This window comes from Desulfovibrio aminophilus DSM 12254 (assembly GCF_000422565.1).
In the GTDB taxonomy this organism is placed as follows: Bacteria; Desulfobacterota; Desulfovibrionia; order Desulfovibrionales; family Desulfovibrionaceae; genus Aminidesulfovibrio; species Aminidesulfovibrio aminophilus.
The window spans coordinates 123,631-143,460 of sequence record NZ_KE383876.1 but is presented as its reverse complement, the minus strand read 5'-3'; the positions used below and the strand labels follow the sequence as shown (position 1 = coordinate 143,460).

At 67.0% G+C, this 19,830-nt stretch carries 16 protein-coding genes; 8 read left to right on the top strand and 8 right to left on the bottom strand.

Features of this window, described 5'->3' with window-relative positions; translation table 11 throughout:
* Positions 1 to 492: 492 nt before the first annotated feature.
* Positions 493 to 3,987: a PAS domain S-box protein gene (locus H587_RS19950; protein WP_051202986.1), complete on the bottom strand. Its 3,495-nt coding sequence runs from the start codon at positions 3,985 to 3,987 to the stop codon at positions 493 to 495.
* Positions 3,988 to 4,143: 156 nt separating this feature from the next.
* Between H587_RS19950 and H587_RS19945 the strand changes: the two genes are divergently transcribed.
* The gene (locus H587_RS19945) at positions 4,144 to 4,590 is read left to right on the top strand and encodes a pyridoxamine 5'-phosphate oxidase family protein (RefSeq protein WP_051202983.1); all 447 of its coding nucleotides are present in this window, start codon (positions 4,144 to 4,146) and stop codon (positions 4,588 to 4,590) included.
* A gap of 19 nt (positions 4,591 to 4,609) precedes the next feature.
* On the opposite strand, the gene H587_RS0115100 is transcribed toward H587_RS19945, so the two are convergent.
* Both H587_RS0115100 and H587_RS19080 read right to left on the bottom strand, forming a co-directional pair.
* The gene (locus tag H587_RS0115100; RefSeq protein ID WP_425387191.1) at positions 4,610 to 5,365 is read right to left on the bottom strand and encodes a tetratricopeptide repeat protein; all 756 of its coding nucleotides are present in this window, start codon (positions 5,363 to 5,365) and stop codon (positions 4,610 to 4,612) included.
* Between the two features lie 126 nt (positions 5,366 to 5,491).
* Positions 5,492 to 6,718, bottom strand: coding sequence for a glycosyltransferase (locus H587_RS19080; protein WP_034609609.1), 1,227 nt, complete (start codon positions 6,716 to 6,718; stop codon positions 5,492 to 5,494).
* 242 nt (positions 6,719 to 6,960) lie between these two features.
* Between H587_RS19080 and H587_RS0115090 the strand changes: the two genes are divergently transcribed.
* Positions 6,961 to 8,988 (top strand): methyl-accepting chemotaxis protein, encoded by a 2,028-nt coding sequence (locus tag H587_RS0115090; protein ID WP_027176944.1) that lies wholly within the window; start codon positions 6,961 to 6,963, stop codon positions 8,986 to 8,988.
* Between the two features lie 247 nt (positions 8,989 to 9,235).
* Here H587_RS0115090 and H587_RS19940 read toward each other — a convergent pair whose 3' ends face one another.
* Both H587_RS19940 and H587_RS0115080 read right to left on the bottom strand, forming a co-directional pair.
* A complete protein-coding gene (locus H587_RS19940; RefSeq protein ID WP_051202980.1) occupies positions 9,236 to 9,712 on the bottom strand; it encodes a thermonuclease family protein in 477 nt (158 codons plus the stop codon).
* Between the two features lie 109 nt (positions 9,713 to 9,821).
* Entirely contained in the window at positions 9,822 to 10,043 is a 222-nt protein-coding gene (locus tag H587_RS0115080; protein ID WP_027176943.1) for a TraR/DksA C4-type zinc finger protein, read from the bottom strand.
* Positions 10,044 to 10,319: 276 nt separating this feature from the next.
* On the opposite strand from H587_RS0115080, the gene H587_RS0115075 reads away from it, so the two are divergent.
* Positions 10,320 to 10,907 carry a DJ-1/PfpI family protein gene (locus H587_RS0115075; protein ID WP_027176942.1) on the top strand — a complete coding sequence of 196 codons (588 nt, stop codon included), beginning with the start codon at positions 10,320 to 10,322 and terminating at the stop codon, positions 10,905 to 10,907.
* 269 nt (positions 10,908 to 11,176) lie between these two features.
* Positions 11,177 to 12,334 carry a Fic family protein gene (locus tag H587_RS0115070; RefSeq protein WP_027176941.1) on the top strand — a complete coding sequence of 386 codons (1,158 nt, stop codon included), beginning with the start codon at positions 11,177 to 11,179 and terminating at the stop codon, positions 12,332 to 12,334.
* Positions 12,335 to 12,444: 110 nt separating this feature from the next.
* Here the strand turns inward: H587_RS0115070 and H587_RS0115065 are convergent, their stop codons facing one another.
* A complete protein-coding gene (locus H587_RS0115065) occupies positions 12,445 to 13,275 on the bottom strand; it encodes a DMT family transporter (protein ID WP_027176940.1) in 831 nt (276 codons plus the stop codon).
* A gap of 94 nt (positions 13,276 to 13,369) precedes the next feature.
* Here H587_RS0115065 and H587_RS19935 point away from each other — a divergent pair, with 94 nt between their 5' ends.
* Together H587_RS19935 and H587_RS0115055 are read left to right on the top strand one after the other, a co-directional pair.
* The gene (locus H587_RS19935) at positions 13,370 to 13,987 is read left to right on the top strand and encodes a class I SAM-dependent methyltransferase (RefSeq protein ID WP_051202977.1); all 618 of its coding nucleotides are present in this window, start codon (positions 13,370 to 13,372) and stop codon (positions 13,985 to 13,987) included.
* A 174-nt stretch (positions 13,988 to 14,161) separates the two neighbouring features.
* Positions 14,162 to 15,316, top strand: coding sequence for a GGDEF domain-containing protein (locus H587_RS0115055; RefSeq protein ID WP_027176939.1), 1,155 nt, complete (start codon positions 14,162 to 14,164; stop codon positions 15,314 to 15,316).
* Positions 15,317 to 15,448: 132 nt separating this feature from the next.
* Here the strand turns inward: H587_RS0115055 and H587_RS0115050 are convergent, their stop codons facing one another.
* Complete coding sequence (locus H587_RS0115050) at positions 15,449 to 16,603, bottom strand: multidrug effflux MFS transporter (protein ID WP_027176938.1); 1,155 nt, start codon at positions 16,601 to 16,603, stop codon at positions 15,449 to 15,451.
* A gap of 230 nt (positions 16,604 to 16,833) precedes the next feature.
* On the opposite strand from H587_RS0115050, the gene H587_RS0115045 reads away from it, so the two are divergent.
* Together H587_RS0115045 and H587_RS20380 are read left to right on the top strand one after the other, a co-directional pair.
* Positions 16,834 to 17,916, top strand: coding sequence for a hypothetical protein (locus tag H587_RS0115045; RefSeq protein ID WP_027176937.1), 1,083 nt, complete (start codon positions 16,834 to 16,836; stop codon positions 17,914 to 17,916).
* Positions 17,917 to 18,106: 190 nt separating this feature from the next.
* Complete coding sequence (locus H587_RS20380; protein WP_084630883.1) at positions 18,107 to 18,898, top strand: type I restriction enzyme HsdR N-terminal domain-containing protein; 792 nt, start codon at positions 18,107 to 18,109, stop codon at positions 18,896 to 18,898.
* Between the two features lie 8 nt (positions 18,899 to 18,906).
* On the opposite strand, the gene H587_RS0115040 is transcribed toward H587_RS20380, so the two are convergent.
* Positions 18,907 to 19,803 (bottom strand): LysR family transcriptional regulator, encoded by an 897-nt coding sequence (locus tag H587_RS0115040; RefSeq protein WP_027176936.1) that lies wholly within the window; start codon positions 19,801 to 19,803, stop codon positions 18,907 to 18,909.
* Positions 19,804 to 19,830 lie beyond the last annotated feature (27 nt).

The window sequence follows — 19,830 nt, the reverse complement described above, 5'->3', positions numbered from 1 at the left end:
ACCGCTCAAGCCAATGGTCATCTTGCCATTGAACTTTGAGCGGTATTGTTACGCGGGTTACCAATGAGTTCCCGAGAAGCCAAATCTCTTAAATCCCCTCGCACAGACGGGAGGGCAGAACTTATTTGCCGCCGCGAGGTCCTGGAGGGTTACAGGGCCTCCCGCTCGGCTTGCTGTTGGGACGGCAATCAGCCATCCTTTCGGTGCCTTGGGCCAGAATTTTAGGCTTTTCGTATCTCATATTCGTGCTCCATTTTGTTTAACTATATCTGCTAAAAAGTATGTCGTCAATAGAGTCCTGTGATCTGTCTACGGGGCGTGGAGAAGTCCCTTAGGGACTCTTCAGAAAAGCGAAACGCCGAAATCGTCTTTGGCCTTCCCGTAAGCCCTTGAAGGGGCTGCCGTCCCGGAAGACGGAGAGGATGAGCCGCTTGGGGTCCGCCGGGTCCGGCGCGGAAGCGAAGGTGAACGCGCCGAAGCGCAGGTCCGGGCTCATGGGCGCCCTGCGGCGGCCGGAATCCGGGATAGGACGCGCTCCAGTTCGTCGAAGTCCACGGGCTTGGAGATGTAGGCGTTCATGCCCGCCTCCAGGAAGCGTTCGCGGTCGCCCTTCATGGCGTGGGCCGTGAGGGCGATGATCGGGATGGCGGACTTGGGGCCCAGGGTGGTCGAGGAGCGGATGGTCCGGGTGGCGGCCAGGCCGTCCATGACCGGCATCTGCACGTCCATGAGCACGGCGTCGAAGTCCCCGGCCGTCAGCATCTCCAGGGCCTGGCGGCCGTTGTTCGCGCACTGGACCGAGTGGCCGAGCTTTTCCAGCATGCGCCGGAACAGGAGCTGGTTCACCCGGTCGTCCTCGGCCACGAGCAGACGCAGACCCTTGGCCGGGCGGGTCTGGGCCGGGCGCTGTTCGGGGCTGGGCGCGTCGGTCCCGGCCGGTCCGAGGGCCGCCCGGATGGAGAAGGCGATGCGCGTGCCGGCTCCGGGCTCGGAGTCCACGGCCACGGAACCGCCCATGAGGTTCACGAGCTGCCGGACGATGGACAGACCCAGGCCCGTCCCCTGGTAGCGGCGCGAGAGCGAACCGTCCACCTGGGTGAAGGATTCGAAGATTTCGACCTGTTTGTCCTCGGGGATGCCGATGCCGGTGTCCGAAACGCAGAAGTATATCCAGACGTCGGGCCCGGCCGAGGGCAGGAGCCGGGCCTCCACGCGCACCTCGCCATTTTCGGTGAATTTCAGGGAGTTGCCCGCCAGGTTGAAGAGCACCTGACGCAGCCGGGCCTCGTCGCAGACCAGGGGGTTGGGGATGGCCGGGTCCAGGTCCGCGGCGAGACCCAGCCCGCGTTCCCGGCCCACGGCCGCGAAGGATTGGAGCATCTGGCCCACCAGGGCGGGCAGGTCGCAGGGCCCGGGCCGCAGGGCCAGACGTCCGGCCTGGAGCCGGGTCAGGTCCAGGATGTCGTTGATGACCGAGAGGAGGTGGTTGCCGGATTCCAGGGCGGTTTCGGCGTAGAGCGCCTCCTCCTGGCCCAGGCTGGTGGTTTTGAGCAGGTGGAGCATGCCGAGCACGCCGTTGAGCGGGGTGCGGATCTCGTGGCTCATGTTGGCCAGGAATTCGCTCTTGGCCCGACTGGCCTGTTCGGCGGCCTCCTTGGCCCGGATCAGGGCCTCTTCAGCGGCCTTGCGCTCGGTGATGTCGGCGAAGACCACCTGGGCGGCGGGGCGGCCCCGGTAGTCCACACGGGCGGCGGAGGCCTCGATTTCGATGATCGAGCCGTCCGCGCGCTGAAGGCGCTGGCGTGAGGGCGGCCCGTCGCCGCGTTTGGAATAGATGGTTTCCATGCGCGCGCGGACCCTGTCCCTGTCCTCGGGGTGGATGATGTCCAGGGCGTCCATTCCGAGCGCTTGTTCCGGGGTTTCCATGCCCAGGGCACGGGCCGCCGCCGGGTTGACGAAGACGACCTTCCAGTCGGAGTGCACGAGGATGGGCAGGGGCGAGTTCTGCACCAGGTTGCGGAAGCGCTCCTCGCTCTCGCGCAGGGCCTGTTCCGCGCGGCGGCTCTCGGTGATGTCCGTGAACATGGCGAAGGAGCCCGCGAAGTTCCCGTCCCCGTCCCGCAGGGGAATGGCCGAGACCAGGGTGAGGAGGCCGCTTCCGTCCTTGCGCCGGAAACGCCGTTCGTAGCGGTCCGCCAGCCCCTTCCGGCGCGCGGACATGCGCCGTTCGTGGTCGCTCATTTCCTTGGGAAGGAAGAACTCCTCCACCTTGCGCCCGAGCATCTCGTCCGGCTCGTAGCCGAGCATGGCGGCCATGGCCTGGTTCACGGAAGTGGTGCGGTGCTTGGCGTCCATGGACCAGACGCCCTCGTTGGCGGTGTCCAGCATCCGGCGGTAGCGTTCCTCGCTCTCGCGCAGGGCCCGGGCCTGCTCCTCCTGCTCGGTGATGTCGAGGTTCACGCCCAGGATGCCCTTGATCCGGCCATCTTCGCGGATGGGGGCCACCACGTTGTGGAAGCGGCGTTTCCGCCCGTCGCGGGTGGTCATCTCCACGTCGCCCTGGACCACGCTTCCGGCCAGCACCCGGGCGTTGTTCGCGCGCCAGACGGCCAGGGTCTCGGGGTCGAAGCGCCGCTCGCTCATGCCCGTGTCGCTCAGGTCGCCCCAGAGGGCCACGGACACGTCGCTCTGCATGAGGATGCGGCCTTCGGCGTCGCGGGCCCAGAAGTCCAGCGGCAGGCTCTTGATCATGGTCCGCAGCAACGCCTCGCGTCCGGCCAGGGCCTCGCGGGTGGCGGTGAATTCGGTGACGTCGGCGTGGGTGCCGATCATCCGCAGGGGGCGGCCCCGCTCGTCGCGCTCCACCACCCGGCCCCGGGCCAGGATGCGCCGCCAGGAGCCGTCGGCCGCGCCCATGCGGAAGACCACCTCGTAGTCCGGGAGCCGGCCGTCCAGGTGGCTCTCCAGGGTCTCCATGACCATGGCCAGGTCGTCGGGGTGGATCAGCCCCCGCCAGCTCTCGAAGGAGACCGGAATCTGGTCCGGCTCGTAGCCGAGCATGGTGTGCCAGCGCGGACCGGCCAGCACCCGGCCGGAGGGCAGATCCCAGTCCCAGACCGCCTCGGAGATGGCCTCCAGGGCCAGGGTCAGACGCTTCTCGCTCTCCCGCAGCGCCTCCTCGGTCCGCTTGCGGGCGGTGATGTCCGAGAAGATGGTGGCGAAGCGGCCCGGACCGGGACAGTAGGCCAGCACCTCGAACCAGCGGTCCAGCTCGCGGCTGCGGTGTTCGAAACGCTCGGATTCGCCCGTCTCGGCCACGCGGCCGTAGGTCTCGATCCAGTGGCTTTCGGTCCCGGGCATGACCTCCAACACGTTGCGCCCCAGAACCTGGCTCCGCGACAGGCCGGTGAGCCGTTCGAAGGCCGGGTTGACTTCCAGAAAACGGTAGTCGCGGGGGCGGCCGTCTTCGTCCCGGATGATCTCGTGGACGGCGAAGCCGCTGGTCATGTTCCCGAAGAGCTGCCGATACCGCTCGGCCTCGGCCCTGGCGGCCTCCTCGGCCCGGCGGCGCTCGGTCACGTCCCGGGACAGGCCGTAGAGTTTGGCCGGTCGGCCGTGTTCATCCAGGATCGCCACCCCGTGGGTGTGGACCCAGCGTTCCGCGCCGTCGTTTTCGCGCAGGATGCGGTGTTCGGTCTCGTAGGGGCCGCCCCGGAAGAGGGCCTCCCGGAGCACCGCGCTCACGTGTTCGCGATCCTCGGGGTGGACCAGGGCGCGCAGGCCGTCCAGGGCCGCGGGTCCGTCGGACAGGCCGTGGATGCGCCGGAATCCGGCGGACAGGGTCAGCGCGGCCTCGGCGCAGTCGTATTCATGGCCGCCCAGGTCCGCGATGCGTTCGGCCGCGGCCAGCTTGGCCTCCAGTTCGGCGATGCGGCGGGCGTCTTCGGAAGGGTCGCGCCTTGCGGCGCGTTTGGCGGTGCGCGGCATGTCTGCTCCGGGAATCCTGATTCTTTTCCGCATTACTCCAACGAAGGCGCAAGCGCAAAGGGCGGAGCGAAAAAAATCAGAACGACGCGCCGGAAAGCAGCCGCGGCGAACCCGGAGGACTCTTGCGGCGGATTGCCGGGCGGGTTAGCCTGAAGCATGAGCGACATCATCCCCGACACCTTGCGCGAGCTGTTCCTGGGCGCCTCCCACGGCGTCCTGGCCACCACCGGCCCCGGCGGGCCGCACGCCTCGCTCATGGGGCTGGCCCCGGCGGGCGCGGGTCCGGGCCTGTACCTGGTCACGGGCCGGAACTCGCGCAAGTTCCGAAATCTGCTGGCCGATCCCCGGGCGGCCCTGCTTCTGGACGACCGCGCGGCGGACCCCCGGCCGGAGCCCGGCGCGGTGCGCGCCCTGACGGTCCTGGGCCGGGTGCGCGTCCTGGAAGGGGAGGAGGAGCGCCCGGCGGCCGCGGCCATTGCCGCGCGCCATCCGCATCTGCGGGGGTTCGTCGATGCGCCGGACGCCGCGTTTCTGCTCTTCGTCGCCGAAATCCTGCAACTGCTGGAGGGACCGAGCGCGGCCACGGTGCTCGACCTGCGTTGACCGTCCGGGGCGGCGCGGCTCAGGCCCTGGGGCTCTTGGCCAGGCGACTGCCCTCGCAGAACTTGAGGAACTTCTGGGCCTCGTGGAACCCGGGGTTGATGTCCAGGGCCTTGCGCAGATGCTCCACGCAGCCGACGCGGTCGCCCTTGTCGAAATGCACCCGGGCGATGTTGAAGAAGACGTTCTCGTCCCGGTCGTTGAACTCCAGGGCCCGGTGATAGAAGCGCAGGGACTCGTCGAAGTGGCCGTTCTTGCGCAGGTTGATGCCGAAGGTGTTGAAGCGTTCCCGCTGCTCTTCCTGGAAGGCCTCCGAGATGCCCATGAGGGTGTCGACGATCTTCTTGAGCTTTCCGAATTCCTTCTGCTCCGCGTAGACCTCGCCCAGGCCGAAGTTGGCCCGCACGTTCAGGTCGTCGATCATGAGCGCCTTGAGGAACTCGCGTTCGGCGTCGTCCAGCTGGCCTTCCTTGAAGAACTTCTCGCCCTCGGCGATCTTGCGCGCCAGCGTCTTCAGGGCGGGCACGGTGTGGGTGCGGTAGTAGGCGGGCTCGGGCACGTAGCTTTTGAGGAACTCCAGCTCGGCCACCTCCTTGCGGATGCCCGAGGGCACATGGTGGATGTTCAGGGGCTGGACCTCGTAGCGCTCGGGACCGAGGGCGCGGACGTACCAGTAGGTGACCTGGGCGTGCTTGACGGACGTGCCGCCCATGCCGGCGACCTCCTCCACCTGGAGGGAATAGACGCCGAGTATCTGGGGATATTCCTCGATGGGCACAGATGCCTCCACTTGGCGGACTGATCCTTGGATTACCTCGCAGTGTACGCCGGAAGGGGTGATTTTGGCAACAAAATCACGCTTTGGCCGCGAATCGAGCGGCGGCGTGGAAAAGCGGGCCGAGGATCAGCCCGCGGCGGTCCCCCCGTCTTCCGTTCCCTTCACCAGCGCCACGTGCCGGGCCAGGAGCGGCCGCAGGTCGTGGTCGCGCAGGATGGTGCGGCGGGCCTCCGCGCGCAGCGGAGCCGACTCCTCCCGCCGGTCCAGGGCCTCGGCCACCCGGGCGGCGATGGCCTGGGGCGAGTGGAAGTCCGTGAGCAGGGCGTTGACCCCGTCGCGGGCCACCTCGCGCACCGGCTCCGTGTCCGAGGCCACCACCAGGCAGCCGCAGGACAGGGCCTCCAGGAAGGACCAGGAGAGCACGAACGGCCGCGTCAGGTAGACGTGCACGCTCCCGGCCCGGAGCACCTTGCGGTACAGGCCGTAAGGCAGGGAGCCGGTGAAGTGGATGCGCGCCGGATCGAACCGGAGCCGCTCCAGCACCTCCTGCTTCCAGGTCCGGCCCGGACCGGGCGGCGGGCCGTAGCAGGAGCGGTCGTCGCCCACCACGACCACGTGACAGGCCGGGCGCGTGGCCATGAGCCGCGCCGCGGCCTCCATGAACTGCGGAAAGCCCCGGTAGGGCTCCATGCCCCGGGTGGCGTAGGTCACGATCTCGGCCGCGCCGGAAAGGTCGAGGCCCGGCAGCACGAGGCGCTCGTCCGGGGCCGGACGGAAGAATTCCGTGTCCACGCCGTCGGGCAGCACGGTGAGCTTGCGGCGCAGGTCCGGAGGGAACTGCTCGGCCTGCCAGCGGCTGGGGCAGATTCCCTGTCGGCAGTTCGCCAGATCCATGAGGATGGGCAGGTTGCGGGCCTGCGCCCGCGCCCGGTCCATGGGCTGCTGGGTCGCGCCGCCGAAGCGGGCGTCGGCCCCGTCCGGGTCGTAGAACCACTCGAAGTAGCAGAGCCGCCGCGCCTCGGGAAAGACCTCGCCCAGGTAGAGTCCCGGTCCCCAGCCCGAGTGGGAGTAGATCACGTCCGGCACGAAGCCCTGGTCGCGCAGGGCCAGGGCGGCCTTGAGCGCTCCCGCGGCCAGCCGGGCCGCCTCCTCGCCTTGGGCGGCCAGGGGATGCACGCCCGGCGCGGCCTCGCCGTCGGGCAGGAACACGGCCTTGCGCACCCCGGGAATGTTCCACTCCGGCCTGGGGTTCATGGTCAGGAAAACCACCTCGTCGGCCGGGTCGCTTCCCAGGGCGACGCAGAGGTGGCGGAACTGGGCCGGAAAATTGGAATGGACGAGGAGCACGCGCATGACTTCTCCTACCCCGAAAGCCCGCTCCTCGGCAACGGAAGGGTGATTCGTCCAGCATATATCCGGGAGTCGTCTGGACACTTGTGAAAAAAAGTGCTTTTGTCGGGGCGAAAATGTCGCGGCCCCGTGGCGGGGCCGCGAATGCCGGTTTCGGCGGGGCCCGAGCGAGAGGGCCTCAACTTTTCGCCGCCCCGGCCGATCAAGCGGAGGGAATCGCCATTTCGAGCACTAAGGAGCCTGTCATGAGAGTGTCCATTCTCGTCAAGATCGTGGTCATGGTGGTGGCCGCCGTGGCCGTCACCAGCATGGGAGTCTTCTTCACCGCCCGCTACTTCGTGCATGAGGGCCTCCAGGAAGAGGCCCAACAGAACATCAAGGCTCTGCAGGTGGTGGTGGCCAAGGAAATCCAGGACACCAAGGACAAGTATCTCCAACTGGGCGAGCAGCTGGCCCAGGAGAGCGCCTTCGTCTCCGCGTTCCGCTCCCGCGATCTGGACGGCCTGAAGCCCATCGTGACCTCCTACATGAAGCGCCACGGCGCCGAGTTCGTCACCGTGGCCGACACCGAGGGCAACGTGGTGATCCGCGCCCACTCGGAGAAGAAGGGCGACAGCGTGCTCAAGCAGGTCAACGTGCAGAAGGCCCTCAAGGGCGAGCTGAACGTGGGCATCGAGCCGGGCACCGTGGTCAAGTTCTCCCTGCGCGTGGGCGCGCCCATCAGGGTCGACGGCCAGGTCATCGGCTCGGTGACCATCGGCGAGTCCCTCTCCGGCGACGGCTTCGTGGACGGCGTCAAGGCCTACACGGGCCTGGAGGTCACGATCTTCGAGAAGGACACCCGCGCGGCCACCACGATCATCAAGGACGGCAAGCGGGCCATCGGCACCAAGATGGACAACCCCAAGGTGCTTGAGACCGTTCTCGAGAAGGGCGAACTCTTCCTGTCCAGCAACCGCATCCTGGGCAAGTTCTACCAGACCGCCTATTGGCCCATCCGCAGCCCCTCCGGCGAGGCGGCGGGCATGTGGTTCATCGGCAAGTCCTCGGAAACCATCCAGGCCGCCGAGGACGGCATCACCTACTCCACCCTGACCGTCTCCGTGGTCATCGCCCTGGTCATGGTCGCCCTGGGTCTGGGCTTCTCCGTCTCCCTGGCCCGGCCCCTCAAGCGCGCCACGGCCTTCGCCACCGCCGTGGCTCAGGGCAGGCTGGACGAGCGCCTGGATCTCACCCGCAACGACGAGATCGGCACCCTGGCCGAGGCCCTGCGCGGCATGGTCGCCAACCTGCAGGACAAGATCGCCCACGCCGAGGAGGCCTCCCGCCAGGCCGGTGAAAAGACCCGCCAGGCCGAGGAGGCCGCCCGGGTCGCCGAGGAGGCCACCCGTCAGGCCGAGCAGGCCAAGCGCGAGGGTATGCTCGACGCCGCCCGGCGCATCGAGGCCATCGTGGAGCGCGTGACCTCGGCCTCCGAGGAGCTGGCCGCCCAGATCGAGCAGTCCAGCCGGGGCACCGAGAATCAGCGCGAACGCACCTCCGAATCCGCCACGGCCATGGAGCAAATGAACGCCTCGGTCATGGAGGTGGCCCGCAACGCCTCCGAGGCCGCCGGAAACGCCGACGAGGCCCGCGACGAGGCCAACCGGGGCGCGGACGTGGTGAACAAGGTCATCGCGGCCATCAACGAGGTCCAGGCCCAGAGCGAACGCATGCGCGAGAGCCTCGGCGGACTCGGCGAGCAGGCCAAGGGCATCGGCCAGATCATGAACGTCATCACCGACATCGCGGACCAGACCAACCTCCTGGCCCTGAACGCGGCCATCGAGGCCGCCCGCGCGGGCGACGCCGGACGCGGCTTCGCCGTGGTCGCCGACGAGGTCCGCAAGCTGGCCGAGAAGACCATGACCGCCACCAAGGAAGTGGGCGCGGCCGTGTCCGGCATCCAGACCGGCACCCAGCAGAACATCAAGAGCATGGAGTCCTCCGGCGCCGCCGTGGCCAAGAGCACCGAGCTGGCCGGAGAGGCGGGCAAGGCCCTGACCAACATCGTGGGCCGCGTCGAATCCACCGCCGACAAGGTCCGGGCCATCGCCACCGCCTCCGAGGAACAGTCCGCCGCCAGCGAGGAGATCAGCCGGGGCACCGAGGAGGTCAACCGCATCGCGGCCGAGACCGCCCAGGCCATGGGTCAGTCCGCCCAGGCCGTGTCCGAACTGGCCGCCATGGCCCAGGAACTCCAGCGCCTCGTGGACCAGATGAAGAACGCCTAGCCGGCTTCGCCGGTCTTCAGAAAACGAAAGACGGGGGGCCTTCGGCCCGCGACAGAAAACCCAAAAAGGCGGGAGATCATCTCCCGCCTTTCTTTTTGTGTTTTCACAGGCCCTTGGCGGCGCGGGGTTTCACGGGGCGAGCGCGCGGCGCGACGGACCCGCGAAAGACCGCGCCGCTATCGGGTCCAGGCCTCAGGCCTGGCGCGGGGTCCGGGGGCGCGTAGCCCCCGCCCGGCTGCGGGCCCGTTCAGAACACGCCGCGTCCGGCGGATTTGCCCAGGGGATGGTCGCGCCAGTAGCCGAGCCCGGCGGCGCGGGCCTCCTGTTCCTGGAGGAGCCAGCGCTCGCACACGCCCCTGGCGCAGTGCCGCCAGTCCACCCAGGCCAGGCCCAGGCGGACCATCTCGGAGCTGAGATCCTGGAGGTCGAGGATGACGTGGCCGTCCACGCGCGAACCGCTTCCGGCCAGGGGCAGCACGTCCACCTCGCGGTCGCGGGCCATCGCGTCCAGGGCCTCGCGGGAGGCGCGCCCCGCCTTTTCCGCCGGACCGGGGGCCTCGATGCCGTAGAGCCGGACCAGGACGTCGGAGCCGTCCTGGGCGCGCACGAGCAAGGCCTGTCCCGAGGCGGCCTCGACCACGCGGCCGGTCCAGGCCCGCCCCTCGGGCGGGCGGGCCAGAACCAGGACCGCGAGGGCCAGCAAGGCGAGGGTCAAGGGTTTCACCGGTGCTCCCGGGCCGTCATGCGGCCCGGAACACTCTAGCGCCGGGTGCGGGCGATGCGCAAGACCGCCGGGGGAATGTCCCCCGTTTCCGGCGGGTTGCCGCCGCGGCTCAGGCGGCGCGGTCGGCCAGTTCCTGGCAGGCCACGCAGCGCCCGATGCCGGGGAGCGCGGCCAGCCGCCGGGCCGGGATGGGATCGCCGCAGTCGCGGCAGCAGGGAACGCCGTCCACGTATTCCGGGCCTTCGTCCTCGCGGCGATGGACGATCAGGGAGATGGCGGCGGCCACCTCGCGTTCGTGGACCTGTTGGGCCATATCGACTTCGTCGGCCATGACAACCTCCTTGTACCCGGATTCGGGTCCGGGAACGAAAAGGGCCGGGCGCGCGCCCGGTCCCAAGGTGTGGCTCTCTCTCCTCCCGGCCGGTTGCCGGGAGCGGCGGGATATACGCAGGGTCGCCGGTCTCGTCAAGTCCCGTGGAGCAAGCCTTGCTGATTCGTCACAAACCCTTGCCGGTCGCGGGCTTCCGGCCTTCGGGCTGGACTTCCTCCCCCCCGCCGGGTTATACGGCAGGCTATTGGCGCAACCCCCAGACAAGGAGACAAGCCGATGGCTGTGAAGAAGATCCTCATGCTCGTGGGCGACTTCGTGGAGGACTACGAGGTCATGGTGCCCTTCCAGATGCTGCTCATGGTCGGCCACGAGGTCCACGCCGTCTGTCCGGGCAAGAAGGCCGGGGACAAGGTCGCCACGGCGGTGCACGACTTCGAGGGCCACCAGACCTACAGCGAGAAGCCGGGCCACAACTTCGTCCTGAACGCGGACTTCGACGCGGTGAAGCCCGAGGACTACGACGCCCTGGTCATCCCCGGCGGCCGCGCCCCGGAGTACATCCGCCTGGACCCCAAGGTCATCGACATCGTGAGGAAGATGGCCGCCGCCAAGAAACCCATCGCCGCCATCTGCCACGGCCAGCAGGTGCTCGTGAGCGCGGGCGTGATCAAGGGCCGGACCTGCATGGCCTACCCGGCGGTGCAGCCGGACATCGAGGGCTCGGGCTGCGCCTATGTCGGCCCCAACGCAACCTTCAGCAACGCGGTGGTCGACGGCAACCTCGTCACCGCCCCGGCCTGGCCCGCCCATCCCGAATGGATGCGCAAGTTCCTCCAGGTCCTGGGCACCACCATCAACCCCTGACCCCCTTCGGGGGTTTACGGAAAGGCCAGGGAGACTCTCGCCTTTCAGCGGCTCCGAAGACCGCCGAAGGCGGGGGAGCTTCGCTCCACCATAGAAAAACGAAAGGCGGGAGAAACCTCCCGCCTTTTTTCATTTCAGGAAGGATTAATTAAATCTAGCCTAGAGTTTTTAATTTTCTATTGCCTTTAATAAAATAAATGGTTAAAAATTTAATTAACTTGTTCGGTATGAAAAATCCGGGCGTCCGAACAGATCGGGGAGGAAGGGACATGCGCTTCGAGGATTATGTCTCCGGCAGCTTCGTGCGGCAATATCAATACAAGAGCTTCGCCCCATCCCCCGTCAACCACGAGTGGACCTGGGAGGACGCCCGCATCCATACCTTGCTGGAGCAGGCGGCCGCAGCGCTTGCCGAGCTGAACGCCTTTTCGCTCTTCGTGCCCGACGTCGACCGCTTCATCTCCATGCACGTGGTCAAGGAGGCCAACACCTCCAGCCGGATCGAGGGGACGCGCACGGAAATGGAGGACGTCCTGCTCGACGCGGAGTTCGTGGCCGAGGAGAAGAGGGACGACCGGCAGGAGGTGCGGAACTACATCGAGGCCATGAGCGCGGCGATCGGCGAACTGGAGCGGCTGCCGCTCTCCAATCGGCTGCTGCGCCAGACCCACGCCACGCTTCTGCGCGGGGTTCGCGGGGAACACAAGACTCCGGGGGAATTCCGCCGGTCCCAGAACTGGATCGGCGGGGCCTCGCTTCAGGACGCGGTGTTCATCCCCCCGCACCACGACGAGGTGCCCGCGCTCATGGGCGATCTGGAGCAGTTCTGGCACAACGAGACCATCCAGGTTCCGGACCTCATCCGCATCGCCATCAGCCACTATCAGTTCGAGACGATCCATCCGTTTCTCGACGGCAACGGCCGCATCGGCCGCCTGCTCATCACGCTCTATCTCATCAGCAAGGGGCTGCTGAAGAAGCCGTCGCTGTACCTTTCGGCCTACATCGAGCGCCACAAGGGGGCCTATTATGACGCCCTCACCGTGGTCCGGGCCTCCAACGACATCGGACATTGGGTGCGGTTCTTCCTTCGGGCCGTCCGGGAGACGGCGCGGACGGGCGTGCGGACCTTCCAGGCCATCATGAGGCTGCGGGAAGAGAGCCGGGGCCAGGTCATGAGCCTGGGAGGGCGCGCGCCAAACGGCATGCGCCTGCTGGAGCAGCTTTACCTGAATCCCTTCGTCACCGTTCAACAGGTCGCGGCGGCCCTCGACCTGTCCATTCCCACGGTGAACGCCCTGTTCCGGGAGTTTCTCCGCCTGGGACTTGTCGTCGAAATCACGGGGCAGAAAAGAAACCGATTGTTTTTCTTCAAGAAATACTATGGGCTGTTCCTCAACCAGGAGACGGATGAGGACGGTGAGTAAAAAGGCGAGAGTTTTTCCTTATGAATGCAGCGTCGTGAAAGAAACGACGATTCCTTTCCTGACGACTTCACCCATCCCCCCCCGTCCTTCCGTGACCCGGCGGAGCCGGGCTATGCGCCCCGGGCGCTGCGCAGGCCCCGGACGGTCACGGCCGTGAGCACCACGACGCCGCCCGCCAGGGCGAAGGGGCCGGGCGTCTCGCCCACGCCGATGGCCACCCAGACCGGGTTGAGGATCGGCTCCAGGGTCATGACGATGATGGCCGTGAGCGCGTTCAGGCGGCGGATGGACCAGGAGTAGAGCGCCAGGGACACGCCTTGCTGGATCACGCCCAGGTAGAGGAACCCGGCCCAGGATGCCGCGTCCGGCCAGGGCGCGGCCAGGAGGAAGGGCAGGCCCAGGATCGCGGAGAAGCCGTGGCCCAGGCAGGCTGTGCCCAGGGGCGAGGCGTCCTTCTGGGCCCGCATGCAGAGGGTGAAGCCCGCGTAGCCCACGCCCGTGCCCACGGCCAGCACGTTGCCCCAGAATCCCCCGGCGGAGAGCCGGTCCATGAAGAACAGGGTCATGCCGCCCAGGACCGCGGCGATCATGATCCAGTCCGCGCGGCGCGTGGGCTCGCCCAGGAGCCTCGGCGCGATCAGGGCCACGTAGACCGGCGCGGTGTAGGCCAGGAGAATGGCGTTGGCCGCCGTGGTCAGGCGGGTGGCCGTGACCCCGGTGACGAGCAGGATCATGTAGCAGACCCCGCCCAGGATCTGCGTGCGCGACCAGGTGAGCCCGGGCCGGAAGCGCGTGATGGCCAGCAGGGTCAGCAGGGCCAGGGCGCTGCGCAGGCCCGCGATGGCCAGGGGGTGGGCCTCCACCAGCTTGATGGCCAGCCCGCCGCTGCTCCAGAGCACGGCCACCAGGGCCAGGACGAAAAGTGCCTTGTCGTCGCGCATGGCGGCGCATTGTGGCCGCAAAGCCTCCGGGGGGCAAGAGGATTCGTGGAACGGCTCTTGCTTCCATCCGTCCCGGACCGGCAGGAGGAAAAGAATGCCCGACAGCGCGCCCAACGGAAAGGAATGGTTCGCCTTCTTCTACGCCACCCTGCACGAGCACGGCCTTTTGCGCCGGGTGCTGGACATCGGCCCCGGCCGGGGCGCCTACGCGGACCTGCTGCGCGGGCCGTTCCCGGATGTGCATTGGACCGGGGTGGAGGTCTGGGGCCCCTACGTGGAGCGCTTCGGCCTGGAGGCCAAGTACGACCGCGTGGTGGTGGCCGACGCCCGCTACGTGGACTACGGCCTGCTGGGGCCCTTCGACCTGGCCGTGGCCGGGGACGTGCTGGAGCACATGACCAAGGAGGAGGCCCTGGCCCTGGCCGGCCGCATCCTCGGGCACAGCGGCCTGCTGGCCGTGTCCCTGCCCATCCGCCATTATCCCCAGGAGGCCGTGCACGGCAACGCCTTCGAGGCCCACGTCAAGGACGACTGGAGCCACGCCGAGGCCCTGGAGTCCTTCGGCGGGCTGGTGGCCGCGTTCTATGCCGACGGCGAGATCGGGGTCTATGTCCTGGCCCGTGACCGGCATCTGTCCCGGGTGGCCTCCCTGGCCGCGGCCAGGGCCAGGGAACGCTTCCTGGAATCCGCCGCCGCGACCGCCGCCCGCTGACGTCGCGTATTTTTCGTCCGCCGCGAAGCGGCCCGGGCCGGGCTCCCACGCCGGACCCGGCCGGAAGGGGCCGCCCGGCAGTCTCTTCGGCCATGCTGAAGAAGTGTGAAAAACAAGCCGAAGTATCTTGTTTTTGCGCCGGGGATCGGCTATATCGGCCAACCCGATACACCCATGATCCCCATGCTCGACATCCGCACAGGCATTCTCCTCCTGGCCTTCGGCAACTGCTGCGCCGCCGTCTTGCTGCTCGTCCACGGAGTGGGCGAACGGGGCCGGGGGTCGCGGCTGTTCCTGCGCGGCAAGCTGGCCCAGAGCGTGGGCTGGCTGTTCATGGGCCTGCGCGGGCTCGAGGCGGACATGTTGCCCATCCTGTTGGGCAACGGCCTGCTCTATGCCGGGTTCGCCCTGGAGAGCGCCGCGCTGCTGCGCTTTTCCGGACTTCTGGGCTCCTGGTCGCGGCGCTTCCTGATCGCGGTGGTGTGCGGCGTGCTGGCCGCCCAGATCCTGGTCTTCGATTCCCCCAACCTGCGTCAATGCCTCGGCGGACTGGCCCTGGCCTTCTGCCTCGCCCGGCCGGGTTTCCTCTTGGCCTTCACTCCCGGCGGCACGACCCTGCGCCGGTTCATGGGCGCGGCCTACCTGGCCTGCGCCGGGGCGCTGCTGGCCAATGCGGCCGTGTTCCTTCTGGTCCGCACCGAGGGCCACGTCTACACTCCGGGAGCCGACCAGACCATCGCCGGACTGATGCTCTACCTGGTCATGCTCGTGGGCAACGTGGGCTTCGTGCTCCTGAACAAGGAGCGGGCCGACGCCGAGCTGCGGCGCGCGGCCACGGTGGATGGCCTGACCCAGGCCCTGAACCGGGCCACCTTCCTGGCCCGGGCCGGGGAACTGGTCTCCATGGCCGCCCGCACCGGCGCGCCCCTGTCCCTGCTCATGCTCGACCTGGACCACTTCAAGGCCGTGAACGACACCCACGGCCACGCCGTGGGCGACGACGTGCTGCGCGACTTTTCCGCCCGCGTGCGCTCCCGGCTGCGGCCCTACGACCTCTTCGGCCGCTACGGCGGCGAGGAGTTCTGCGTGCTGCTCCCGGCCACCGGGGCCGAGGCCGCGGTGGGCGTGGCCGAACGCATCCGCACGTCCATGCCGCGAGAACCCTTCCGCGACCTGCCCGCCTATACCGTGAGCATCGGCGTGGCCACCCTCGGCGAACACTCCACACTGGACGACCTGCTCCGCGAAAGCGACCTGGCCATGTACCGGGCCAAGGCCCAGGGCCGCGACCGCGTGCGCCTTCAGCGCGCGGGAGAAAGCGAAGAATAGCAAGCCAGAGAGAATCAGCGCCTTCTTGCCTTTCCATAGCGGGGCGAAGCCGGCTTCGCCGGGTTGCAGAAAGCCAAGGGGCCCCCATTCCCCGCCTTTCCATAACGGGCCGAAGGCCCCCCGGCCGGGCGGTCAGCGGACGCGGCGCGGGTGGCCCAGAAGGAACAGCGCGGCCAGGGGCACGACGGTCCCGGCCAGGGTCAGCAGGCCGATGAGCAGGGGCTTGGGGGCCAGGCCCAGGGAGACGATCTCCATGCAGACCCCGCCCACCAGGAAGTTGGCGAAGGTCATCACGGCCGAGGCCGCGCCCACGTCGCGCTGCACCGTGTCCAGGATCATGTTGTTGCTGATGGGCCGGTTCATGCCCAGGAAGAGCGAGACCGCGAACATCGGCAGGGCGAAGCCCCAGGGACCGCCGCCGCCGGTGACGAGCATGGCCGCGCCGCCGCAGCCCAGCCCGGCCAGGGTGACGTTGATCAGGGCCGAGGGCGACATGCCCACGCAGAGCCGCGAGGCCAGCAGCGATCCGAGCATGAGCCCCAGGGCGTTGAAGCCGAAGAACAGGGCGTAGGCCTGTTCGCTCAGGCCGAAGCCGGTGATGAAGATGTCCGCCGAGCCGCCGATGTAGGAGAAGAATCCGGCGGACATGAACGAGAAGGACAGGGCCAGGACCATGTAGGGCTTGTTGCCGAGGAGCACGCGGTAGCGCCGGAGCATGGCCAGGGGGCCGCCGGAGGTGCGTTCGAAGGGCGGTTCCTTGAGGCGCAGGACGCCGTAAAGCGCGGGCAGGGCCAGGACGCACTGGACCAGGAAGATGGCGCGCCAGGAAACCACGCGCAGGAGCAGGCCGCCGAGCATGGGCGCGAGCATGGGGCACAGCGGGACGATGACGCCGATGTAGGCCAGAACCTTCTGGCGCTTCAGGCCGGAGTAGAGGTCCTTGGCCAGGGCCAGGGCCAGGGCCGCCGCGGCCGCCGCGCCCGTGGCCTGGACCATGCGGGCCAGCACGAGCTGGGTGATGGAGCGCGAGGCGGCGCAGAGCAGGCAGCCGGTCATGAAGAGCAGGATGCCGGTCACGAGCACGGGCTTGCGGCCGTAACGGTCGGAGAGCGGGCCGTGGATGAGCAGGAAGAGGCTGAAGCAGAGGAAGAAGAACAGCAGGGAGAGGTTCACCTCGGCCACGGACGCGCCCCAGAGCCGCTGCAGGGTGGGCAGGGCGGGCAGGTACATGTCCGTGGAGAGGGCCGGGAAGGCGGCCAGAAGCATGATGAGCAGGAGATTGGGCATGGAGTTCCGCGTGGGCCGATGGTTGCCGGAGATGCCGGGAAATGCCGGAGGGTAGGCATCCCGGCCGGGCAAGTCAATGGGCGAAGCCGCGCGGCCGGGCGGGGCGTTTGCGCGCATGCGGAAATGTGATATGCATGACGTGAATCGGGGACCGGGCCGCGAGGCCCGGAAGCGCAAGGGACGGTGGGGACAAGGAGTGCGAGTATTGGATTGAACTGGGGGAATGAGCCATGAGCGAGGAGCAAGCCGCGACGCCGTGTCCGGGCGGGGAGCAACCGGCCGTCCGGGATCGATTCACCCTGGAGCAGTCCGTGCATGCGGCGGCCAGGCTGCTGGCCTATGCCGCGTCCCAGGGACTGGAACTGGACAAGGAGGTGATCGAGAAGATCGTCGCCTCCGGGAAGCTGCTCTGCCTGAACACCAACGACCCCGCGACGTTCCCCCAGCAGGTGGAGTTCTGGGTCGCCTACGACAAGTTGACGAGCGCGGTCCAGCCCGTGACCACCGAGAGCATCGAGGCGATCACCTCGGTCCTGCCCAGGAGAGGCCTCTGCGCGCGCCTGCGGGAGACGTTGTTCGGCCCGCGGAGGGCCTCGGACAAGGCCATCCGGCGCTACAAGTGGTGGGCCTCCGTGGCGCTTGTTTCCGTCCTGCTCCTGCAGGCCTATTGGGGCGTGGGGTCGCGGCTCAACGCCCAGGTCACGGAATTGCGGACCGGCATACAGGAAATCCAGGAGAAGATCTCCGGCGACGCTTCGGGGGCCGACGCCGAGGATCGCGCCGGGCGGCTCGAAGCGCTCAACGACGAGCTGTCCTTGCGCAATGATTCGCTGAAAAAGTGGAACATGGTCTGGAAGACCGTCTTCAAGGTCTTGACCTTCTGGACCGCCGACGACCGGATCGAAGCCGGGGACGGCCGGAATCCCGTCAAGGAGCCCCCGCACAAGGAGCTGGGCCGGAACCGGCTGGACACCATCCTGGCCCTGGAGGTGCTTGAGTTGTATGTCCTGCCGCTGCTCTTCGGCTGGCTCGGCTCCTGCCTGTTCGTGCTGCGCTCCCTGGCCAAGGAGATCGGCGCCGTGTCCTACTCCACGGAAGAGAACATGGTCTACAGAATCCGTCTGTTCACCGGAGCCCTGGCGGGGCTGGTGATCGGCGGCTTCGGCCTCCTGCGCGACGCGGCCTCGCCGCTGGCCTCGCTGACGCCCTTCGCCCTGGCCTTCATCGCCGGATACAGCGTGGACCTGTTCATCGCCGCCATGGACAAGATCATCGCCGCGTTCACGGCCAAGGAAGGCGGCCAGAAGGCCTGACGGCATTCCCCGACGGAGCGCGAAGCGCGGGGGCGGAGCCCGTCTCCGTGCTGTTTATTTCAGTGCGTCCGCCGGCTCACGGCGGAATTGCTGTCGGTGAAGTTCATGTTTTCCTTGATCCACCGAGGACGGGAGGATAACAATGCAGATAAACTAAGCTGTAATATCCTTTCGTACCAGGAGGCCGGTCATGGGGGATGTCGACTATCTTCAAATTTCCGAAGCGATCCGCGACGCAATTGCGGAATCACCTAAGAAATCAAAAAGGGTCTTGCTGAAAACATTGCTTAAAATGTTCGGCCACAAGACACGACAAAAACATTGGGTTGAAGCCATACAATCAAGCTTTTCTGATGTCGGCATATTGATGTCTCCTCTGCTTGTTGACCTGGAGAGAGATGATTGGGTTGTCCTTTCCGTAACTGACCCGAATCTCCCAGTAAAAGATTTTACAGCTTCACAAATTGACGAAGAAAGTATTAGTAATAAGGCATTAATGAATTCGTGGGCGTCTTCGATAGGGAATAAAATTTTCCACAGCGAAAAAGAAGTCGAGATTAGATTCGTCATCCCTCTTCTTGAACATTTAGGCTATTCTGAAGATGATCGTGCTGATGGATATCCTGTTGAACAAGTCGTAGGAGTTAGAAAGACAAAAACAGAAGCAGATTTTGTTCTCTTTGATGGCGCTAATAGGTGTAAAGATAGTGCACTACTTGTTGTTGAAGCAAAAAATGTCGGGAAAAAAATAGCAGATCATGTCAGCCAGGCGAGAAGCTATGCGATGTTTCTTGGAACGCCTTATTATCTGGTGACAAATGGTGATGATATAAGAGTTTTTTTGTATAGAAGCCCAATCGAAAGTGATGTTGAAGTGTTCAACTCCACCAGGGTGGAGCTGCCAGCCTCATTGAATTCATTGTACAACTTAATTAGTAAGCAGGCAGTTATAGCCTACCGCAAGAAAAAAATGAATCTTTAAGGGCGGAACTATTTCTCGGCCCCCGCCCCGGCGTGGGCCTCGCGGGCCAGCTCCAGCCAGACCCGCGCGGCGTGGGGCAGGTAGCCGCCCCGTCGCCAGAGCAGGGCCATGTGCCAGAGCGTGTCCGGCTCATCCAGGAGCACGTGGCGCACCCCTTCCTGACGGCGCTGCTCGGCCATGAGCCGGGGCAGGAGCGCGATGCCCAGCCCGGCCTTGACCAGGCTGACGATGAAGTCGATCTGCCCGCTGCGCGCGGCGACCAACGGCCGGAATCCCCGGCGCGAACAGGCGTCCAGGATGACCTGGTTGAGCAGGAATCCCTCCTCGAAGAGGATGAACGGCTCATGGGCCAGTTCCTGGAGGCTCACGGCCTCGCGCCCGGTCAGGGCATGGCCGCCCGGCAGCAGGGCCACCAGGGGCTCGGCGCGCACGTCCTGCCACTCGAACTCCTCGGGCACGGGCAGGAGCGAGGCCGCCAGGTCCACCTCGCCCGCGCGCAGCAGCTCCTCCAGGCGCTTGCTGCCGTGCTCCACCAGGCTGATCTCCACGCCCGGGTAGCGGACCCGGAAGAGGGCGAAGATGGGCGCGAAGAGCACGCTGCTGCCGAACAGGGGCAGGCCCAGGCGCAGCCTGCCGCGCTGGAGCCCGCGCAGCTCGTCCAGCTCGGCCAGCAGATCGTCGCCCTCGGCAAGCATTCGTCGTGCCCGTCGATAAACGATCCGACCGGCGTCCGTCAGTCTGCTCTGGTGGCCGATGCGTTCCAGCAGGGGCACGCCCAGATCGTCCTCCAGGCGGCGCACGGCCTTGCTCACGTTGGGCTGGGTGGTGAACAGGGCCTCGGCGGCCTGTGAGAAGCCGCCCCGGCGCACCACCTCCACCAGGGCCCGCAGGGTTCGCAGTTCCATGTCCATTCCGTATTGGAATGGATCGTA